Genomic DNA, 19,615 nt, shown 5'->3' with positions numbered 1-19,615 from the left:
TTAGTATTATGTTAAAACCAAATACTTATGTCCTCCACTGACAAAAACTCTCAATTCTCCTGAATAAACAGTGTTGGCCACCCCATTTCCCCATGCAATGTCCCTTACATTATTTAACATAACACGATTGAAATAATATTCATTTCCAGATGCCTTTTCATAACCAAGATTAATATCTACACCTCCTGTCACAGATAAAGCAATATTATTATAACCATTAGCCACTTTGGCCATTACGGCATAATGTCCTATACCCTCTACATCTGTCGTAGTATCCTCAAAACGAGCTAAAACCGAATGGCCTAAATAACTGGGAGCAACATTTCCACCGACTCCCATAAATTTTGTTCCTTCATTATTAGTTAATATGATCGATGCATTAGTAACTCCATTATTTTCTACTACATTTATTAAATCTCCTCCTTGAATATTAAAACCTCCGATCTTTCCTGTTGAAGCTTCTACCTTTCCCACAATTTCGGCTCCTTCAGCCTTCAACACCCCATCGGAACCGACATGAAATTTACCGTTACCCACACTCAGACCATTCGTTTCGATCGCCTTAGCGACAACATCTCCGTTGAGACTGATATTTTTAGAGTCAATCTTTATATTTTCAGGCAAAATATTAATCGCAGACACCACATCGTCTTTATTCACTTTCATTGCGATTTGTCCGGCCTGAGTAGTAATACTTGCTTCTGCAGTAGAAACCCGTTGTCCTAAGGCGTTAAGTTCGGTTTTTGTCGCCCTCAGATTAATCTCCTCATTGGTTTTAGTTAAATCAGAATTATAGAGTGTAGTAGAAACTTTTCCGGCAATAGAGTCATCCACGTCTTCAGGAGAAGGAGTCCAATCGGTCGCTTTATTTCCCGTCTCGAGTTTCCAATTTTTCAACGTAAATGCAGAATAAGCCGATACTAAAATGTCGCAGAATACACACACCGTTTCGGCAAATCCTCCAGCTACAGACGTAATACTAATCCGTTTAGATTCTCCTGAAGTAATAACAAATTGGGTAGAACTTTTATCGGTAATATCCAAAGATAACTTTAATGTATCGCTACCGGTATTATTCACTGTTACCGAAAAAGTATAAGTTTCGCCGACATAAGCTTTCCCTGTCAATGAATTATAAAAACGCAGAGAATAGCCTCCTACCGGAGTTTTACTAAATGATGTAGAGCGTAATTCATAATCGCTCACTCTCTCTATCATCATTTCATTCTCCTGGATGTAATCGCTTTTTCGAAAATAATTACGTCCCCCGACAGCTACATTATCCACCAACTCTTTTGCTTTGCTCTCAATTTCCCGATATAATGTATTACGCTGTGTATAAAAAGTTGTAAACAACTCTCTAAAACGGCTGCCTGTAAAAACAGCACCATCTGCCGGAGAATCGGTATCGGGCTTTACCATCAACGGATTTACATAATTATATAATGCAGTGTAAGCATTCTGATAATTAGTTTTTTCGGTTACAATAGCATATTTATCCGCCATCTGACTTAACGGTATTTTCTCATTTACAATTGAAGTCCATTCAGGTAAAAGTTGTTTTTTTTCCGTTGCAGAAAAAATATCATCATCCACAATCGTCTCGATCTGATCCTGCAAATCGTCGAGAGACGGTTCCCAATCGGTAGCCTTTGTACCCCGTTCTATTTTCCATTCTTTAATTATAAAAGGAGAAAATTCTCTCACTCCTACATCGCAATATACACCGTTTGAAGTAATACTGGTACCGGAAACAGCAGTAACACTTATTCGATTTGTTTCCCTCGACGGAATCAAAAATTCTTCTTCCGGTTGTCCTGCAATACTAATTCCCAACTGTAACGTATAATCTCCCGTGTTAGTTATAGTAGTAGAAAACGTAAATGATTTACCCACATTAGCACTTCCTGTCAACTGATTGCAAAAACGCAGCGCATAATTACTACTGCTCGTAGATGCAGAAGAAACAAAAATTTTGTAATCGCCAATACGTTCTATCTCCACAAAATTCAACAATATCGTATCATTCTTCCGAAAATAATTTCGTCCTCCTATTTGCAAATCATCTACCATATCTTTTGTTTTATTTTCGATAGCACGATATAAAACATTACGCGCATCATAAAAAGCTATAAACAACTCTCTGAATCGAGACCCGGTAAACGAGACACCGTCAGCCGGAGAATTGCTATCAGCTTTTTCCATTAATGGATTGAGATAAGTGTACAACGAATTATATACCGCATCATAACTTTCTTTTTCAGTCGTTATCAGGTATTTTTCGGCCATTGAGATTAAAGAATTCCGTTCGTTTACAATCGAAGTCCATTCAGGTAAAAGCTGCTTCTTCTCTGCAGAAGAAAATATATCGTCATCTATGATCGTATCAATTTGTTCCTGCATATCTTCCGGAGAAGGAGACCAGTCTGTCGCTTTATTACCGGTTTCTATCTTCCATTCACTAATTGTAAAGGCCGATGAAGCAAGCACCGCTATATCACAAAAAACACCTTGTGAAGTATCTATATTTGCCGAGATACCCGTTACTTTGATACGGCTGCTCATTCCCGAAGCAACCTGCACCTCCTGAAACGAATTATTGCTGATGCGGGACGCAAGTTTCAACAAAGAAGTACCTGTATTTTTTATTTGTGCCGAAAATGTAAAGGTTTCACCCATATACAAATTTCCGGTTAGACGATTGCAAAAACGAATGGAAAAATTATTATCCGTACGCGGAACCGCTGACGAAACCGAAATCTTGTAATCTGAGTTTCGTTCGTAGGTAATATCCTGGTAGTAAATTTCATCATTTTTACAGAAATAATTTCGTCCTCCGATACTGATATTATCAACCAGATCTTTTGCTTTCCCCTCGATAGTACGGTAAAGAATATTACGAGAATTATAAAATACCGTAAAAAGCGACCTGAAATTTACGCCGGTAAAAGGAATACCATCTCCGGGAGAATCGGTATCAGGACTTTCCATCAAGGGATTTATATAATTATACAAAGAATTATATGCAGAAATATAATTCGCCTTTTCGGTAACGATATTATATTTATCGGCAGTTTGCTCTAATGATGTTCTTTCATTTACAATCGAACTCCATTCGGGCAAAAGTTTTTTCTTCTCCGTTGCCGAAAAAATATCATCATCGACAATAGTGTCTATTTGAAAAAGTATATCTTCGGGAGCCGGACTCCAATCTGTAGCACGATTTCCAGATTCCAATTTCCATTCACTCATGGTAAATGCAGAGAATTCTAATACAATTAAATCGCAATAAACGCTTTGCGTAGCAGCCGCTTCACTCGATATTGCGGTAACTTTCAGCCTTTCTGTAGTACCAGAAGCTACCAATACCTCCTGTGTTTCATTATCGGTAATACGCGAAGCCAACTTTAAGGTCGTATTTCCGGTATTTTTTATCGTTATCGAGAATGTAAAAGTTTTTCCAACATTAAGGCTTCCTTTTAATCGATTGGCAAACCGAAAAGAATAATTATCACCGGTAGGTACATTTGCCGAAACTACACTGATTTCATAATCATCCGTCCGGTTAAAAACAGTACCGATTTGATAAATCTCATCACTTTTCAAAAAATAATTACGGCTACCGACCTGCACATCATCGATCAAATCTTTCGACATCCCTTCTATTGCACGGTACAATGCATTACGGGCATTATAAAAAACCGTGAATAATTCCCTGAAACGTGCTCCGGAAAAAGAAACACCATCTGCCGGTGAATCGGTATCGAGAGTCGACATCAATGGATTCATGTATCCGTATAACGAAGAATATGCGGACATATAATCCGATTTTTGCGTTATTATACCGTATTTATCAGCCGTTTGTAACAAACTTTCTTTTTCTGCGACAATTGCATTCCACTCGGGTAAGATCCTCTTTTTTTCAGGGGCAGAAAATATGTCGTCATCTATGATCGTGTTTATCTGTTCCTGTACGTCTTCCGGAGCCGGGCTCCAATCTGTTGCCCGATTACCAGTCTCTATTTTCCATTCATTAACGACAAAAGTAGAAAAAGCTTTAATACTCATATCACAATAGACTCCATATTCAGATAGCTGCATACTCGAAATTGCCGTAGTATCAACCCGAACAATCTCACCGGCCGCAACTTCAATTTCCCGGGATCCGTTACCTGTAATTCCTAAAGAAAATCTCAATACCGAACTCCCCGTATTTTTTATAGTCGTAGAAAATGTAAAAATTTTCCCTGCATTTTCCGATCCTGTCAACCGATTGCAAAATCGTATGGAATAATTGTTATCAGTATGCGGAACAGCAGTTTCTACTAAAAATTCGTAATCACCTGTACGATTTATGTTCGTTTCATTCAGCAAAAGAATATCGTCTTTTCTGAAATAATTACGACTTCCGATCTGTAAATTGTCTATCAAGTCTTGTGTAGCTTCGATTACAGTTTTTCCCGACGATAGCTTAAAATCCCCTGTAAAACTATTTCCTGCAGGAGAAATTACCGTAGTCTCTTTCCCCGTAAGCGAGAAATTATTGATACCTGCGTATTGTTTAATTGAAGGGGCTTCACTTCCGAAAGCGCTTATCTCTATCGCGGCCTGACGGGAAACATCGTTACGATTCCCCAATTGTACGATAACATCTCCTTCGGCAGGAATTCCCGATTCTTGCGCATCGGTTTTAGAAAGGTCGATATAATCGGCACCGATTCCGGTTACCAATCGCCAATACGATTTTATGTTTCCACCATTAAAACGCTGGCATCGAGCCTGATCCCCCTTTACGAACAAATTAGATAAACGCCCCTCGTCATTATTGAAATAACACCGGTACGAATCTGTACGTTCCTCCACACGTATCGCTTTCATATCAGCCAGAGAAACAAGAATACGTCCTCCTACACTTTGTATTTCCGACACTGTGATTTTATTGAAAACAGCATTTACCCGCACCAACAAATGGTCGAATTCACCATACGATTCACCTCCCTGCACATATGCACGGAAACTGTTGTTGACACTTTTCAAATCATCTGTCGTTAATGTACCGTCGATTACAGCCGAACCGGTAATTTCACCTCCTGCTTTATCGAATTTCCGATCGAGACGCTCATCCCACTCATCTTTAAGACGATATATTTCTTCAGCCGCAGCTATCGCTTCTTGCGTCGCTTTTTCGGTGGCTTCGAGATCGGCCGATACGCCGGGATCGCCTTTATCCCCTTTGTCCCCCTTCTCACCTTTCTGATAGACTGGTAATACCGTTATTTCCGCACTTTCGGTATTATCACTCTTGCCTCCCCATAGTTCTATACCCGGTAATTGAGGTACTCGTATATGCTGCAACCCATCGGGAAATACTTCATTGGGTATCCCTATAAATAAGGTTTGCCGCAACAAACCGCAATCGAGACCATGATCATTAAAAACGACCAATAATCGGTCTCCGTCTAATCGGCAATTAGAATATACCCCATCTTTTTTACTTGCCACATATTTATTAAAACCGTCGGTTTCATACTCGAGGATAAAATCATATTCCGGTACGGATATCTTCGAGCCAGCAGCATCGGTAAACTGCACAAAGGCAGTAAAATCAGAATCTTTGTTAATAAGCTTCATACAATTAAAATTTATAATTTTACTACCGACAAAAGTGTACATAATCACATTACACATTATGTGATAATTATAAAAGCCACATATATTCCTTTATAACCGACATTTTTTGTTATCTTTGAAGATAGAACAGACGACTCCAGAATAAAAACACAATGCTATCGATATTAATCCCTACATACAATTACAATTGTTTGTCGCTCGTTGAAGAATTACATCAGCAAGGACAAAAACTGGGTATCTCTGTAGAAATAATCGTTGCAGATGATAATTCGAAAGAGGAAAATAAACAGGAAAACCGGAAAATGAATTTATTGCCGAAATGTCGCTACATCGAGCTGGATCAAAATATAGGCATCGCACGCATTCGTAATTTTTTAGCCGATCAGGCCCATTACCCTTATATCTTATTCCTCGATTCCGATACAATGCCAGTTACAAAAGATTTTCTTGCCCGATATATCGAAGCCGGGAAATCGGCTGATGTCGTTTGTGGAGGATTAAAAATCAGAAGAAAAAAACCAGACAAAAAGCATACCTTACGGTATTATTACGGGATAAAAACAGAAGAAAAAAATTCGGACGAACGTAAAAAGAATCCATACGGGCAATTTGTTAGCAGCAGTTTTTTAATTAACCGCCAAATTTTTCAACAAATCCGATTCAATGAAAATTTTACACAATACGGACATGAAGACACCTTTTTTGGGAAACAGTTACAAACTCTGAATATATCATTACTGCATATAAACAATCCCATTTATCATGAAGGTATAGACACTAACGATGAATTCCTCGAAAAAACACATAAAAGCCTCGAAAATTCATTACGTCATAAAGACATTCTTATAAAACACGTCAGGATACTGAATTTATATTTAAAACTAAAAAAAACCGGATTGCATTTTCTGTTACAAGCCGGTTTTCATATAAGCAATAATCTTATGTTGAAGAATCTGACGGGAGAGCACCCGAATCTGAAAATTTTCGCTTTATATAAACTGGGATATCTCTCAATTATCGATAAAAAACAGCATAAATTCTAATAATCCTCTTCGGTATCGCCTTCGCCGTTTTCAGGTTTCAATTCATACATTTCATGATATTCGGTCCAGTCGGGATCCTTCTCCGTATAAATTTCAATGGGCAGTAATTCAAAAGGCTCTAACGCTTTATTAAGCATTTGGCCAAAGGCTGGCACATTTCGCGTATAAAATACCCAAATACGTTCGTCTCCTCCGGTATAAACCCCCGTAAGTATAGCCAGTTTATCTTTTTCCATCGCTTTTTTTAAAGCTTCTTGCACGGGTTCCATCCGGCGGGCCTCCTCATCCGAAGGCATTCCTTTCGTTTCCCCCTTGTAACGCCAATAAACTTCAGCCCTTTCCTTAAATTTTCCCGATTCGATAAAAGGAGTAATATTATCCCTGCCGCATACAACCATCATATCGCCCGCTTCATTCTCAGAAAGTGCGGTAAACCAATCGTCAGTAAGTTTCATATTTTATCTTCATTATTTTAACGAGTATAAAAAAAATTTCCTATAAAGACAAAGATAACTGAAATTACCGGATATAAATCAAACATTCATCGCATTCTCGTTGTTGGATAATTAAAAAATAAATCAAATGAAATATACCGGTCTATTACTTTTATTTTTATTTCAGTTCTGTACGATTATGGCCCAGGAAGAAAATGGAGAAGGATCTTATGAAACCCAGCAATTTGAATCAGACCTCAAGGGAAAAGTGTCTCATGTACATACGACTTATTTGTTTTCAGAAACAGGGGCTTCACAAGATACGGCAAGCTATATACTCATAGACAAATATAACCGCAACGGCCTGCGCATAGAACAACAAATGCTCAGCCTCGATAATACTCTTATCGGTGCTGTCAATCTCGAACTAAACTCGCAAGGCCTGGTTTCAAAAGCCGACTACACCGATATGTACGGCAACTTAGTAACAAGAGTCGTATACAGTTATGACAACTCGGGTAACTGCATACAGGTAAATGTCTATCGAGGTGCTTTTTATCCTAAATCCCAAATTACATATAAATACAATGCACAAAATGCACCTGTCGAAATAACAAAATACAATTCGTTTAATTTTCCGGTAGAAAAAGAAGAACTCATTTACGACAATAAAGGTTACAATACTCTGAAAAGATTTTTCGACGGAAGAAACAAACTCAAATATACCATAACTTTACAATACGATTCTGCCGGACATGTTACAAGTTATACCCGTACCGGTAAAAATAATGAAATAACCGAAACATATAACGCATCACTCGACTCTGTCGGCAATATAAACAATTCGGAAACAAAACAATTCGCACCAGGGGGAACAATCGATACCGTTACAAAGTACGATCGTTACGGAAACCCGGTATCTATTACCATAACCGACCCAAATAATATTTCACCCGCTATATCGCTAATAGGATACCGCTACGACAAACAAGGAAACTGGACCCAAAAACAGATTACAGAAAAGGGCATTGTCACCTCTCAGGCTACCCGGACAATAGATTATTACGAATAGCACGCTTGCTGCTTTATCAAAAATCGTTACCTTTGCAAAAATTAATCAGGTTACGGTTTTACACATGATGCAACGCGCCTTAGCAGCGATAATCTGCATAACAGCTTTATTTTACATTTCCAACACATTCGCAATAAATGATTCAATTCCTCTGCATCGTCAACTCGACGAAGTAGATATAACTACCATTTATCCTCATAAAATAGGTAGAGGAACACTGGCAACTACGTTTCCCCGTGAAGTTATACACCCCAACAGCGCTTCACTAAATGCGTTACTTTCCCGTATCCCATCGATAGATTGCGAAATCGACGGTATAATCAGACTACGGGGATCGGATAAAATAAGTATTCTTATCGATGGACGACCGACCGCATTGATGGGGGAAAAACGCGACGAAGTCGTCATACAATTACCTGTTGCAGCCATAGATCGTATCGTTACCGAAAACATACCGAGAACCGGAGCTAAAAATATTCCCGACGGCGATGGAGGAATCATCGATATTATACTCAAACGCAATTATACTCAAAATTTTACAACAAGTGTACATGCGGCAACAGCAAACAACGATCGCTACCAGGCAGGTGTAAAAATAGGAATGCCGTTTGGAAATCACTGGTCTTTCGATGCTGGTGCCGAATATAAAAAAGAATACCGGACACGCTCATTCGACAATACGATTGTAAAAAACAGAAACAGTGATAAAGAATCAACCCAGTTACAAGATAATACGGCAAAAGCACGCCCCGAAACTGTATTTGCAGATTTAGGTTTTAAATACGAGAATGCGGAGAAAAATTACAGAAAAGCGGGAACAACTTTATTCTTTTACCAAACCCGTTACGACCGTATCGGGAATATACATAATACAGAACCTCCTAAAGAATTACGCATTGTTAGAAATAACAATCTCAAAAACAACAATTTATCTGCAAATATCTTTTATATACAAAGCATAGGCAAATCAGGGAAAAACCGTATAAATACAGACTTTTCTTACCGGCATACTCTTTATGACGAAAATAATGCTTACGATAGAACCATTATCGTTCCCAAACCAAATTTGATACGAGATAACCTTTTTATCGACCAGAATTCTAACGAATATGATGCCCGTATAGACTTTAGTTCCGAGGTAAACGATATTTTTAAACTACATACGGGTTATATGTCTAGAATACTACAGAATAATAGCCGCAACTTAAAAGAAATGTTTTCTAACGATATTTTTTCTGAAGTTCCGTCCGCTTCCTGGAAAACAAAATTGACACGCAACATACAAGCTCTCTATTTACAGGGAGAAATGAACTTCGACGAAATATTGAAATTAGAAATAGGATTAAGAGGAGAATATGTTCACCGGGTCGTATCCCGGATAGATACGGATGCAAAAACGGCTTATGATTACTGGCATCTGTACCCCAACATTTTAGCAGAATTCTGTTTCGATAAGCATACATTTTCTGCTCAATACGCGCAACGTACCAACCGACCGACCATCGCTGAACTGAACCCCTTTATCGATGAAAGCGATCCTGCCGACAAAATACAGGGTAACCCGCTGTTAAAACCGGAAATTACCAATAGTCTGAATATAGGATACTATTATAGAATATCCCGCTTCTCAGAAATGAAATTTTCAGTTTTTTACCGTAACAGGAAAAATTCTATCGTATCTTTGCTCACCGGACCCGATATGACCACCATATCGAATCTGTATAATTCCCGAACTACAGGGTTAGAAACCGAAATGGCATTCGAACCTTTAAAGTGGATATGCATAGATATTAACGGCTGCGTATTTCATGATGAAATACAAGCCGATAAAAAAGGGAAAAAGCGTAACGGATGGACCGGACAAGTAAAAGGCGGTCTCGCTTTCAGAATGACACCATCTACTACCTTACAATGCAATGGAACATATATTACCGATGTTACCACAGCACAAGGTACGATACGCTCTCGATACCGGATAGATACCGGTATCAATCAAATTATATGCAAAGGGAAAGGATATGTTAATCTGAGCATAGACGATTGGCTGGGTTCTTCTCGAGAAATTACGGTCGTAGATACGGCATCGTTATATAAACGCACGGTAAAAAGCCGCGACAACCGTATCGTTTGGCTGGATATAGGATGGAACTTATTCATGAAAAATTAATTTAATATACAACCATAAAACCAAAACTTATGAAACTAAACAAACTGATTCTGCCACTGGCATTCGCGACTTTATTCGCACCTGTTAAAGCAGATGAAGGCATGTGGTTGCTTCCGTTACTGAAACAACAAAATGCCGAAAAACTAAAAGAACTGGGACTGAAACTCGATGTCGACGATATATATAATCCCGACAGCACCTCGTTAAAAGACGCTATCGTAATTTTCGGCGGCGGTTGTACCGGTGAGGTCATTTCTCCGGAAGGCCTTATCCTCACCAACCACCACTGCGGATACGGGTCGATACAACAGCACAGTACGGTAGAACACGATTATTTGAAAGACGGTTTTTGGGCGATGAACCGCAGTGAAGAACTCCCTACTCCGGGATTACAGGTACGTTTTATCGACAAAATCGAAGAAGTAACCGACATAGTGAAGACAGAATTGGAGAAAGACAGTACAAGCAATATTATGAAACCTTTCGATACTAAATTCCTTCACGAAATAGCGGTTAATCGCATCGGTAAAGAATATCTCGAGGAACATCCTTATGTAGAGGTAGTCATAAAACCGTTTTATGGCGGAAACCGTTACTTTATGTTTACAATGAATGTATATAACGACGTACGTATGGTAGGAGCCCCCCCTTCGTCGATCGGTAAATTCGGAGCCGATACCGATAACTGGATGTGGCCCCGTCATACCGGCGATTTTTCCCTATTCCGCGTATACATGGGCAAAGACGGGAAACCGGCAGAGTATTCCCCCGAAAACGTTCCCCTGAAACCTAAACGGTTCTTGAATATATCTCTGAAAGGTATTGAAGAAAACGATTTTGCCATGATTATGGGATTTCCGGGAACAACAAACCGTTACTATACTTCATGGGAAGTAAAACAACGGAGAAATATCATCAACGACCGTATGATAAAAATAAGGGATGTACGCCAAAAGGAAATGCTCGACGAAATGTTAGCCGATCCGCAAGTGCGTATTCAATATTCGGCAAAATATGCCGCTTCGAGTAATTACTGGAAAAACTCTATCGGAATGAACCGGGGCATCGATAAACTCGATGTTATCGGTCAGAAAGAAAAAGAAGAAGCGGCATTCCGAAAATGGGCGCTGGATAACAATAAACCCGAATACCTGAGAGCCCTCGACAGCCTGAAAGTAGCTATAGAAAATACCGATTCTATAAAATATCAGTTACGGACACTTACCGAAGCATTGTATCAAGGTATAGAATTCAGAAAAGTACCTTATATCAGTCCTAAATTAGTAAAAGCGATTAAAAGTAAAAATAAAGACATAATCGCCAAAGAACTCGATAACCTGAAAGAAAGTTACCAAATATTTGCCAATAAAGATTATAACCGCAAAGTAGACAACCGAGTTGCCAAAGCAATGCTGAAGGCTTATATGAAGGATATTCCCCCTGCTGATCGTCCCGACATTTTTGCATATATCGATAAAAAGTACAAAGGAAACACTGATAAATTTATCGATGATTGTTTTAAAAAATCGATTTTCGGTAGTGATGAAAATTTCGAAAAATTCCTAAAAAAGCCTACTGTAAAAGCAATCGAGAACGATCCTATGATTATGTTCTCCCGCTCTGTTTCGAAAAAAGGATATGAACTCACACAAGAACTGATTCCTTATAATAATGATTTTGCGTTGGCCAACAAAGAATACATCAAAGGATTACTCGAAATGAACGCGGATAAACCGGCCTATCCCGACGCCAATTTCTCGATTCGTCTTACTTACGGACAGGTACTGCCTTACTCTCCTGCCGACGGTATCATCGATAATTATTATACTACACTCAAAGGCGTAATGGAAAAAGAAGATCCCAATAACTGGGAATTTGTAGTACCTGAAAAATTGAAAAAATTGTACGAAACCAAAGATTTCGGCCCTTATGCAATGAAAAACGGAGAAATGCCCTGCTGCTTTATCTCTAATAATGATATCACCGGAGGTAATTCAGGCAGCCCCGTTATAAATGCAAACGGGGAACTGATCGGTGCCGCTTTCGACGGAAACTGGGAAGCAATGAGTGGAGACATCGTCTTCGAACCCGATCTTCAACGTACAATCAGCGTAGATATACGCTACATATTATTTATAATCGATAAATATGCTAACGCCGGACATCTGCTCAAAGAGATGAACCTTGTAAAATAAATAAGCATATACCAAGACTTTAAAAGGTTGTTATCAATCGATAACAACCTTTTTTATTCCCCAACAATATACATATATCATTTTTTTTAAATTTGCAGCCGATAAGAATAAGATCATGAATATAGCCGCATTAGTTTCGGGAGGTGTCGATAGTGCCGTTGTCGTACACCGGTTAAAAGAAGCCGGGGAGAATCCGGTATTATTTTATATACGTATCGGAATGGAAGGCGGCCAAGGGGATTGCTCTGCCGAAGAAGACATAGAAATCGTTACCTGGCTGGCCCATAAATACGGCTGTCGGCTCGAAGAAGTCTCATTACATAAAGAATACTGGGAACACGTCATGCAATATGCTCTCGATGCGGTAAAACGAGGTCTTACCCCTAATCCAGACATGATGTGCAACAAGATTATCAAATTCGGATATTTCGAACAAAACTGGGGTAAGGATTTCGATAAAATTGCGACAGGTCATTATGCCACAACTACCGAAATAAACGGCCTCACGTATCTTTCTACAGCAGCGGACAAACGAAAGGATCAAACCTACTTTTTAGGGCAAATCAATTACCGGCAAGTTTCCAAAATTTTGTTCCCGATCGGTAATCTTCAAAAAAACGAAGTCCGTAATATCGCCTTAGCGGCAAAACTCCCTAATGCAAACAGAAGAGATAGCCAGGGCATCTGTTTTTTAGGGCGAATTGACTATAACGATTTTATACGACAACAGTTAGGGGAACGACCAGGGAAAATTGTCGAACTCGAAACCGGGAAAATCTTGGGCAAACATCGGGGATACTGGTTTCATACTATCGGTCAAAGAAAAGGCCTCGGACTCAGCGGGGGACCATGGTTCGTCGTAGGAAAAAATATTGAAGATAATGTAATTTTCGTTTCGAACGGATACGATACCGAAAAACAATACGGATACGATCTCTTTCTCGACGGACTCCATTTTATCACTGACAATCCATGGAAAAAGACAGATTTACCCGTACGAGTCGCTTTTAAAAATCGTCATACACCCGAATTTTCGGAAGGAATCCTTTCCCGAGATACAACTACCGGATTATATACCCTGCACTCGGATACGCTGATACAAGGCATTGCTCCCGGGCAATTTGCCGTTTTATACGACAGAAGCCTAAAACTATGTTATGGAAGCGCCGTTATCACTAACCGGTAAAGTCAGAAATAATAATAATGAGTGGCTACTGATACCACCGTTCCCAATATTATCGCATTCGCCGTTATTACCGGTATAGGCCTTTTGTCATCATGTCCTACATGAATAAGCATTGGCAACATTAAAGCCAATCCGATAACACCCCCTTTCAACCACCATGGTAAACCGGGAATATCGGTATTTACAATTACAATTGTTACGAAAAAATAATGAAAAAAGGCCGCTATTATAGAATAACAGGGCATTTTCTTCATAATCATCGGTACAACGTCTATTATCGCAATAATTATGCCCAAAATGGCCGAAAAAACAAATAAACTCATATTCAAATTCTTTTTAAAATACTCATCTTCAACGATATAATTCAACAAGCATCCAGATTGCTGAAATGTTCGGTTACTCTAAAATCAAATTCAGGATACTCATATCCCTTAAAACGGGATTCGGTCACTCCTTGCGTGTAAAACCAAATACTACGATAGTTATCAGGATTTTCACCCATATCTTCCAACTGCCGTAAATAAGCACGTATCGACTTATTTTCAACAATATACACATCACCCATTTTATCGATAATAGGGCTATGAGATCTACCCCTATCATGTTCGAAACGAAGAATTCGACGACCGTCGGCTGTAATTCCTATTGTCACGAAAGTCATACTTTTCCCGATTCCCGGCAAATTCAATACATTGCGATCGGTTGCTAAAAACGGAAGCCTGTATTTCCGCATAAACTGCCGGATACTTTTTGCCGTAACATTTCCTCCATTAATCAGAGTATATAATTCCGTCTGTTGTTCTGCCGTCATCATACCCCATTGTTTTTCTTCATACTGTTCTTGTAAAGAACGGCTATTGGGTGTAAATACGGTATAATTCTCATCAAATCCTTTCACCGTAAAAGTATAATAACAGATTACCCCCAACTGATTGAGTTTTCGTCTTAGCTGAGCGGTATGTCCTCTTCTCGATGCTGCAACTGTAAATACCAATTGATTGGTAATAATCCAACCGGTGGCCAATATTTTATTTATTGCCTGCTCCGCTTCGGGAGTTATCTCTAAAGGAGATTGAAAATGAGTTTGTATAACAAATTGCGTAACTCCTATTTCCGACGCCTTTTTCCTGAATTCAGACAAGATAGCAATTAATTCATCCCCGATTCTCATCGGAAGATAAGCCAACAAACGAGAACCCAAACGAACCCGTTGCAATTCGGCAAACTTTTCTCCTTCAGACCGTGTTAAATTTGCTTCTTTTTTCCTTTTAGCCATCTTGTACACAGCATCCAATATATTACGCAGTGTCTTATTCTGACTCATCAAAGCATCTCCACCCGTTATGAGTACATCACGAATTTGTGTATCTTCTTCGAAATACTTCATTAGTTTACGTAATTTTTTATCCCAAGTTTCTTTTGGTTTTAAGGATTCGAATTCGAAATTGAGCCTTTTATTCTGAAAATCATACATCCGTTGGCACGAAGCACATAAGCCCCCGCATGACCGTCCGATAGAATCAGGAATAAAAATTGCCACATCCGGATACCGACGATGTATATTGTGTCCGTCGGGGACAAACCAACCGGCAGCATTGGGCTTTCCTTCTTGTACAATATCTTCTCTTTCCCAGGCTCTTATACGACCATATGTCTCAACTAATTTTTCTGAATAAAGTACATAACTACGTATCGCTTTATCATCGTAATGATTTCCCGACACATCGAGCAACGATAAATAATAAGGAGTTACAAAAAAAGGCATACCTTTTCTCTGAGCTTTATTCAAAATATCGAGGGTCTCCTCCGATAAAGAAAAATCTAAAAAACGATTCAATTCCGAAGGGCTTTTTACTGCCATAGACAAATGAAAACGAAAATCCCTCCACCATTCTTTAACCAATCCCAATTTTTCATTATACTCCATCTTTTCAGAAAACCGATAACGAGCATTCTCACTATACCGATTTTCGATTTTACGTACAAGCAAATGCATAATTCTTTCTTTATTTTCAGCTCTAATCTGCATAACATTTTCATCAAGCCCCGAAGACCATCGAGACATCCATCTTTTTTCTGTATCTACCGGTACGACAGAAATTCCGGTATTTTGCAAAAAGCGAAACTGATAATAAAGATCGAGCAACAAATCGACATAACCGTCTCCTACAAGTTCCCCCCTGAGCACTCTCCTGAAAACAGAAATTGTATTTACCCGCATATTCTCTCCTGTAGATAACTCGAAAATATTTTTTCCATCGTTATCGATAAGCAATGAAAAGTGTTCTCTCTGTTTTAAATCGGCTTTTGAGTAAGTGATAACATATTCCAACAATTTCTTTTTAAAATCTTCATCTCCGGCACTGCTCAGTGCCATATTCACGATCTCGGGAAAATCAGCCGCAAACAACTTTTTTAAACCAGACAGAGATAACCTATATAACCTTCTATTCTTCATAAAACAACCTTCTCCTTATTATTAATATTCATACATCTGGCAACAGCATCATTATCGACCAATGATGATCAGAAAATTGCCATTCGGAATAAAATCTTTCTTAAGATAAGAATTTTTATGCGATTATACAAGTAGAAAATATATAACATCTTTTACATTTTTGTGCACAGATATTTGTAAGGGCAATTTTTATGATTTTTTTAATTTAATATATATGATTATCTTTTATATTTGCACTCCAAATTGTTCAATATACACTTTCAAGGTATTTTTTATTCTAAGTATTTTCAAACATAATATTTTATCAACGAACATTACGAACAAGAATCTGTTTTAATAATTGTAAATAGTAGTTATTATGAAGGATTTAAAAAAATGGGTTTTCAGAACGAACGAAGCCGGTTTTATTAACCGTGAAAACGAAAAGCTCGAAAATGTATTAGGAATTATTTTCTTTACAGTAATTATTATCGGCATACTAATTCTGGGTATATTCAGTTTTCAGGAGTTTACCCACGCAAGTGCCATATGAACTAACGACGAGGACTATTAAAAATCCCCCGGAATATAAATACCGGGGGACACATCAACCCTTCACTCTTATCTATGCAAGGCATCGCCTGTCGTCAACCACACAGAATAAAAGCAAAAGAATTCTTTATTTTACAGGCTTCAACGCTTCCATTATCAGGCCTTCCAGTTCGTCGGCCAACTCAGGATTATCGAGAATACATTTCTTTGCTGCATCCCGACCTTGACCCAGTTTTGTTTCGCCATAACTAAACCACGAACCGCTTTTCTTTATAATGCCTTTCTCGACTCCTAAATCGATTATTTCCCCAGATTTAGAAATTCCTTCACCGAACATTATATCAAACTCGGCTTTACGGAAAGGTGGTGCTACTTTATTTTTAACTACTTTCACCCGCGTCTGGTTACCGATTACCTCGTCACCGTCTTTTATTTGGCTGATTCTGCGTATATCGAGACGTACCGAAGCATAAAACTTCAAAGCATTTCCACCGGTTGTTGTTTCGGGATTCCCAAACATTACACCCAATTTATCCCGCAACTGATTTATAAATATACAAGTCGTATTCGTCTTGTTAATCGTTGCCGTCAATTTACGTAAAGCCTGAGACATGAGACGAGCCTGTAATCCCATTTTCGAATCCCCCATTTCACCTTCCAGCTCTGCCTTTGGAGTAAGAGCGGCCACAGAATCGATTACAACGATATCTACAGCCGATGAACGTATAAGTTGCTCGGCAATTTCAAGAGCCTGTTCTCCACTATCGGGTTGAGAGATCCAAAGATTTTCTACGTCTACTCCTAATTTTTCGGCATAAAAACGATCGAAAGCATGTTCAGCATCGATAATAGCTGCAATACCACCGGCTTTTTGTGCTTCGGCTATAGCATGTATTGCTAAAGTCGTTTTACCGGAAGATTCCGGTCCGTATATTTCGATAACACGTCCGCGGGGCAAACCACCGACTCCCAAAGCTGCATTAAGACCAATAGATCCGGTAGAGATTACGGCCACTTCCTCAACATGATCGTCTCCCATTTTCATAATGGCACCCTTACCGTAATTCTTCTCTATTTTGTCCATTGCTGCTTGTAAAGCCTTTAATTTCTCACTCGGCACAGCAATTTTACCCCCTTTTTCAATTTTATTTTCTGCTTCTTTTTCCGCCATATAATTTGTTTTATTTATAAATTCAAGATTTGTTTTGCATGATCTTTAGTATCGACTTTGGTAATAATATTCTGTATTACACCGTTTTCATCGATCAGAAATGTCGTACGTACAGTACCCATATATTCCCGACCCGCCATCTTTTTTAAAGCCCATACACCGAATATTTGGTTCAGCGACGTATCGGTATCGGCTACAAGATCGAACGGTAAAGATTCTTTATCGGCAAATTTACGGTGCGAAGCCACACTGTCTTTACTTACCCCTATTACTTCATAACCTGCAGACCTAAGGTTTTCATACCCGTCTCTCAAGCTACATGCTTCTGCCGTGCAACCGGGAGTATTGTCTTTAGGATAAAAATAAAGAGCTATTTTACGACCGGTAAAATCACTGGCTTTTAACTCTTTTCCGTCCTGGTTAATACCTAAAATATCCGGTATTTTATCTCCTATCTTCAATGCCATATTCCTATATATTTTCTTTTTTTCAAAGATAATAAATAAAAGCAGAGACCACAACAGACAACCACAAATTATTAATTTCCAGTATTCTCTGTCATTTTATTAATCCGTCGTATCTCCTATTCTTGTGTACAAAGGAAATCAAAAGATATGCCATAAAGAAGCATATCTTTGTTTTTTCATTTTATTATATAATTTATTTTACGAGTTACCTGAACCTTTTTTTTACGGCGAGGTAAAAAAACTTTCTTCAATAAAGACTTGCCGATGTGGGCCTTACGAGAATAATTTTCAAAGGTCATGTTACGATAATCATAATCTGAATGCCAACATATATGAGGAGACACATAACAGTAGGTAGCTTCTGAAATCATCTCGCCAGTATTATTATCTTCTAATATAAGCAAATTTCGGGGAGAAGGCGCAAGACATACAATATTACGCTGACGGCATTCCCGAAGCAAGGGAGTAATAATGCCATCATAATTATCCACGATCTTGTTCAGGGAAAAATTATCATAATCGGTCTCTCCTATCTTTTGTATCGGCCTCAACTGCAATATATCGACAGGCAGATTTGGGAAAGTTTCGAATAATAACGGTAATTCTTTTATATTATCGTCATTCATCGTATAATTGATACGTAATTTAAAGCGAGGGTATAGCACTTTCACATCTTTAACATTATCGAGTACAGACACAAACTTATCATAATCGCCGTTCACCATTAAATACTCGTAAGTTTCCCGTTTTACCCCATGAACCGAAAGTGTTATTTCGTCGAGACCGGCCGAAGCAAGAGCCATTAACGAATCCCGGTTCAAGAGATTTCCGTTAGTTGTCAGCGAGATATAAGGTATTCTGTATTTTTTCCCTAAGGAAACGATAAAAGGCAGGTCTTTAAACAATGTAGGTTCTGCCCCGCAACCGATCTGCAACTTCAATGCCCTGTGAAAAAGTGAACGGGCAACAGCCTCGATATCTTCATGCAACATGATTCCATGCATCTCTCTGCGTTTCTTTTCATCACTAAAATAGCACATTCGACAACGAAAGTTACAAGCTAATACCGGATCGAGAAAAACCCCGATATATCGCTTTCCCATAAAATGCAATGCCGCTATTCCTGCCAATTTCAACCGCTGACTCTTTATACAAGAAGCTACTTTAAAAAGAGAATATATATTTCCCATTATCAACCGCTATGACAAAATCATCAACCACAAAAAAATGAAGATACCCCGGCTCAGTGAGTCGGGGTAT

The 19,615-nt window shown here is 38.7% G+C and carries 13 protein-coding genes; 6 read left to right on the top strand and 7 right to left on the bottom strand.

Going from position 1 to position 19,615, the window contains the following annotated elements:
• Positions 1–6: 6 nt before the first annotated feature.
• Positions 7–5,631, bottom strand: coding sequence for an ApaG domain-containing protein (locus tag NMU02_RS03400; RefSeq protein WP_255025797.1), 5,625 nt, complete (start codon positions 5,629–5,631; stop codon positions 7–9).
• Positions 5,632–5,783: 152 nt separating this feature from the next.
• Between NMU02_RS03400 and NMU02_RS03395 the strand changes: the two genes are divergently transcribed.
• Positions 5,784–6,674, top strand: a complete 891-nt coding sequence (locus NMU02_RS03395; RefSeq protein WP_255025796.1) for a glycosyltransferase family 2 protein — start codon at positions 5,784–5,786, stop codon at positions 6,672–6,674.
• Here NMU02_RS03395 and NMU02_RS03390 read toward each other — a convergent pair.
• Positions 6,671–7,129 carry a DUF695 domain-containing protein gene (locus NMU02_RS03390; protein WP_255025795.1) on the bottom strand — a complete coding sequence of 153 codons (459 nt, stop codon included), beginning with the start codon at positions 7,127–7,129 and terminating at the stop codon, positions 6,671–6,673. The genes NMU02_RS03395 and NMU02_RS03390 overlap by 4 nt on opposite strands.
• 127 nt (positions 7,130–7,256) lie before the next feature.
• Here NMU02_RS03390 and NMU02_RS03385 point away from each other — a divergent pair, with 127 nt between their 5' ends.
• The 4 genes from NMU02_RS03385 (at position 7,257) to mnmA (ending at position 13,728) form a co-directional block, all read left to right on the top strand.
• Positions 7,257–8,180, top strand: a complete 924-nt coding sequence (locus NMU02_RS03385; RefSeq protein WP_255025794.1) for a hypothetical protein — start codon at positions 7,257–7,259, stop codon at positions 8,178–8,180.
• A gap of 64 nt (positions 8,181–8,244) precedes the next feature.
• The gene (locus NMU02_RS03380; RefSeq protein ID WP_255025793.1) at positions 8,245–10,347 is read left to right on the top strand and encodes an outer membrane beta-barrel family protein; all 2,103 of its coding nucleotides are present in this window, start codon (positions 8,245–8,247) and stop codon (positions 10,345–10,347) included.
• A gap of 29 nt (positions 10,348–10,376) precedes the next feature.
• A complete protein-coding gene (locus NMU02_RS03375) occupies positions 10,377–12,542 on the top strand; it encodes a S46 family peptidase (protein ID WP_255025792.1) in 2,166 nt (721 codons plus the stop codon).
• A gap of 115 nt (positions 12,543–12,657) precedes the next feature.
• Positions 12,658–13,728 (top strand): tRNA 2-thiouridine(34) synthase MnmA, encoded by a 1,071-nt coding sequence (mnmA, locus tag NMU02_RS03370; RefSeq protein WP_255025791.1) that lies wholly within the window; start codon positions 12,658–12,660, stop codon positions 13,726–13,728.
• Positions 13,729–13,730: 2 nt separating this feature from the next.
• Here mnmA and NMU02_RS03365 read toward each other — a convergent pair whose 3' ends face one another.
• Together NMU02_RS03365 and NMU02_RS03360 are read right to left on the bottom strand one after the other, a co-directional pair.
• On the bottom strand, positions 13,731–14,051 hold the full coding sequence (locus NMU02_RS03365; protein ID WP_255025789.1) for a hypothetical protein: 321 nt from the start codon (positions 14,049–14,051) through the stop codon (positions 13,731–13,733).
• 41 nt (positions 14,052–14,092) lie between these two features.
• Positions 14,093–16,186 (bottom strand): KamA family radical SAM protein, encoded by a 2,094-nt coding sequence (locus NMU02_RS03360; RefSeq protein ID WP_255025788.1) that lies wholly within the window; start codon positions 16,184–16,186, stop codon positions 14,093–14,095.
• Positions 16,187–16,544: 358 nt separating this feature from the next.
• Here NMU02_RS03360 and NMU02_RS03355 point away from each other — a divergent pair, with 358 nt between their 5' ends.
• Positions 16,545–16,718, top strand: coding sequence for a hypothetical protein (locus tag NMU02_RS03355; RefSeq protein ID WP_255025787.1), 174 nt, complete (start codon positions 16,545–16,547; stop codon positions 16,716–16,718).
• Positions 16,719–16,844: 126 nt separating this feature from the next.
• On the opposite strand, the gene recA is transcribed toward NMU02_RS03355, so the two are convergent.
• The 3 genes from recA to NMU02_RS03340 all read right to left on the bottom strand — a co-directional run bounded on the left by recA (position 16,845) and on the right by NMU02_RS03340 (position 19,545).
• Entirely contained in the window at positions 16,845–17,888 is a 1,044-nt protein-coding gene (gene recA, locus NMU02_RS03350; RefSeq protein WP_255025785.1) for a recombinase RecA, read from the bottom strand.
• Positions 17,889–17,902: 14 nt separating this feature from the next.
• Entirely contained in the window at positions 17,903–18,355 is a 453-nt protein-coding gene (gene bcp, locus NMU02_RS03345) for a thioredoxin-dependent thiol peroxidase (RefSeq protein ID WP_255025784.1), read from the bottom strand.
• A gap of 176 nt (positions 18,356–18,531) precedes the next feature.
• Positions 18,532–19,545 carry a radical SAM protein gene (locus NMU02_RS03340; RefSeq protein ID WP_255025783.1) on the bottom strand — a complete coding sequence of 338 codons (1,014 nt, stop codon included), beginning with the start codon at positions 19,543–19,545 and terminating at the stop codon, positions 18,532–18,534.
• Positions 19,546–19,615 lie beyond the last annotated feature (70 nt).

Origin of the sequence: Coprobacter tertius (assembly GCF_024330105.1) — a bacterium.
GTDB lineage: Bacteria > Bacteroidota > Bacteroidia > Bacteroidales > Coprobacteraceae > Coprobacter > Coprobacter tertius.
This window is presented reverse-complemented; position numbering and strand designations above follow the sequence as displayed.

Excerpts from the sequence above, each read along its gene's own strand:
- NMU02_RS03400 (WP_255025797.1), bottom strand. The coding sequence starts at position 5,631 with ATGAAGCTTATTAACAAAGATTCTGATTTTACTGCCTTTGTGCAGTTT.
- NMU02_RS03395 (WP_255025796.1), top strand. The coding sequence starts at position 5,784 with ATGCTATCGATATTAATCCCTACATACAATTACAATTGTTTGTCGCTC.
- NMU02_RS03390 (WP_255025795.1), bottom strand. The coding sequence starts at position 7,129 with ATGAAACTTACTGACGATTGGTTTACCGCACTTTCTGAGAATGAAGCG.
- NMU02_RS03385 (WP_255025794.1), top strand. The coding sequence starts at position 7,257 with ATGAAATATACCGGTCTATTACTTTTATTTTTATTTCAGTTCTGTACG.
- NMU02_RS03380 (WP_255025793.1), top strand. The coding sequence starts at position 8,245 with ATGATGCAACGCGCCTTAGCAGCGATAATCTGCATAACAGCTTTATTT.
- NMU02_RS03375 (WP_255025792.1), top strand. The coding sequence starts at position 10,377 with ATGAAACTAAACAAACTGATTCTGCCACTGGCATTCGCGACTTTATTC.
- mnmA (WP_255025791.1), top strand. The coding sequence starts at position 12,658 with ATGAATATAGCCGCATTAGTTTCGGGAGGTGTCGATAGTGCCGTTGTC.
- NMU02_RS03365 (WP_255025789.1), bottom strand. The coding sequence starts at position 14,051 with ATGAGTTTATTTGTTTTTTCGGCCATTTTGGGCATAATTATTGCGATA.
- NMU02_RS03360 (WP_255025788.1), bottom strand. The coding sequence starts at position 16,186 with ATGAAGAATAGAAGGTTATATAGGTTATCTCTGTCTGGTTTAAAAAAG.
- NMU02_RS03355 (WP_255025787.1), top strand. The coding sequence starts at position 16,545 with ATGAAGGATTTAAAAAAATGGGTTTTCAGAACGAACGAAGCCGGTTTT.
- recA (WP_255025785.1), bottom strand. The coding sequence starts at position 17,888 with ATGGCGGAAAAAGAAGCAGAAAATAAAATTGAAAAAGGGGGTAAAATT.
- bcp (WP_255025784.1), bottom strand. The coding sequence starts at position 18,355 with ATGGCATTGAAGATAGGAGATAAAATACCGGATATTTTAGGTATTAAC.
- NMU02_RS03340 (WP_255025783.1), bottom strand. The coding sequence starts at position 19,545 with ATGGGAAATATATATTCTCTTTTTAAAGTAGCTTCTTGTATAAAGAGT.